This window comes from Pseudomonas boreofloridensis (assembly GCF_030580795.1).
GTDB classification, from domain to species: Bacteria; Pseudomonadota; Gammaproteobacteria; order Pseudomonadales; family Pseudomonadaceae; genus Aquipseudomonas; species Aquipseudomonas boreofloridensis.
Genome location: NZ_JAUQOQ010000043.1, coordinates 1 through 2,010, shown reverse-complemented (window position 1 = coordinate 2,010; position 2,010 = coordinate 1). Strand labels below are relative to the sequence as shown.

The following is a 2,010-nucleotide window of genomic DNA, read 5'->3' as shown; positions in this document are numbered from 1 at the left end:
CGTCTTTGAAGACGTCCTCGCCCTGAGCCGGGGCCTTGTACTCAACCTCGGTCTGGCCTGCAGCGATGGTGACTTTATCGCCGTTGCTCAGGGTGACAGTCAGCGGACGATCAAGGACTTGGCTGACTTTCACGGTGAAGCTTGGCTGCTGAGCCTCATTCACATCGCCATTGCTAACGATGGTGACGGAAACCTTGTCACCTTCGTTGCCAGCACCTGGAGTACCAGTGCCAGGTTCATCGGTAACAGTAGTGGTGATCGAGTTGTCGCCGAGGGTCAACTTCTCGAAGTTATCCGCACCGGTGACCGACTCCAGTTTGTTAACGATTGAAGGCTGACCACCGACGTAAACATCGTCAGCAGCTTGAATAGTGGCCGATGCAGAGGCGCTGCCTGCCGGAATGGTCACTTTGGTGCCATCCGAGAGCGTGAACGTCAGGCCCTGATGACCGGTGACATCCAAGCCTTGGGCATTGGTCAGCGTGACGGTGTAAGTAACCTGCCCACCTTCGGCGACGGTAGCCTTGTCCGCAGTGAGCGTCGCAACGACTTCGCTCACGGTATCGGTGATCTGCACGGTAGCCGCGCCGCCGAGCTGCAGATTCTCGAAGGTCTTGCCTGGCACGCTGGCATCGGTGACGCCCACGGTCACGGAACCTGGATCCTTGAAAACGTCATCGCCTTGGGCTGGCAGACTGTAGGTCGCCTGGGTCTGGCCAGCAGCGATCACCACCTTGTCACCGTTGCTCAGGGTGACGGTCAGATCGCGATCCAGTTGTTGACTGACGGATACGGTGAAGGTCGGTTGCTGGGCCTCGGTCACATTGCCGTTGCTGGCGATGTTGACGGTCACGGTATCGATGCTGTCACTGACCACAGTTTGGGCAGGGGTCGGATTGGTGACCAGGTTCTCGAAATTGCCGCCGGTCGCGCTGGTGATCGTGGTGTTGACCGTGCTGCCGTTGACATAAACATCGTTGGGCGGCGTCTGGAAATCAATCGAGCCGCTGGACTTACCTGCCTCAACGGTGATGGTCTGTCCGTTGGACAGGGTCACGGTCACCGGCGTCTGAGCCGGGTTGGTCAGGCTGACGGTGTAAGTGATCACGCCGCCTTCGGTGACGCTTGGCGTCGCGGTCAACGTAGCAGTGGTGGTGTCAACGGAATCGTTGATAACGGTCTGCGCTGGCGTCGGATTCGGTACCAGATTTTCGAAGTTGCCGCCGGTCGCACTGGTGATCGTCGTGTTAACAGTGCTGCCGTTGTTGTAGACGTCATTCGCTGGCGTCTGGAAATCGATCGAGCCGCTGGACTTGCCTGCTTCAACGGTGATGGTCTGCCCGTTGGACAAGGTGACGGTTACAGGCGTCTGAGCCGGATTAGTCAGGCTGACGGTATAAGTGATCACACCGCCTTCGGTGACGCTTGGCGTCGCAGTCAGCGTGGCGGTGGTGGTGTCGATCGAGTCGTTGATAACGGTCTGTGCCGGCGTCGGATTCGGTACCAGATTTTCGAAGTTGCCGCCGGTAGCGCTGGTGATCGTCGTGTTAACGGTGCTGCCGTTGTTGTAGACGTCATTCGCTGGCGTCTGGAAATCAATCGAGCCGCTGGACTTACCTGCCTCAACGGTGATGGTCTGTCCGTTGGACAGGGTCACGGTCACCGGCGTCTGAGCCGGGTTGGTCAGGCTGACGGTGTAAGTGATCACACCGCCTTCGGTGACGCTTGGGGTGGCGGTCAGCGTGGCAGTGGTGGTGTCGACAGAATCGTTGATAACGGTCTGCGCTGGCGTCGGATTCGGTACCAAATTCTCGAAGTTGCCGCCGGTAGCGCTGGTGATCGTCGTGTTAACGGTGCTGCCGTTGTTGTAGACGTCATTCGCTGGCGTCTGGAAATCAATCGAGCCGCTGGACTTACCTGCCTCAACGGTGATGGTCTGTCCGTTGGACAGGGTCACGGTCACCGGCGTCTGAGCCGGGTTGGTCAGGCTGACGGTGTAAGTGATCACGC

1 protein-coding gene is annotated in these 2,010 nt (G+C 58.7%); it reads right to left on the bottom strand.

The window, feature by feature from the left end:
- Positions 1-2,010: immunoglobulin-like domain-containing protein (locus Q6A47_RS22875; protein ID WP_369811597.1), on the bottom strand; the 2,010-nt coding region annotated here is incomplete at both ends.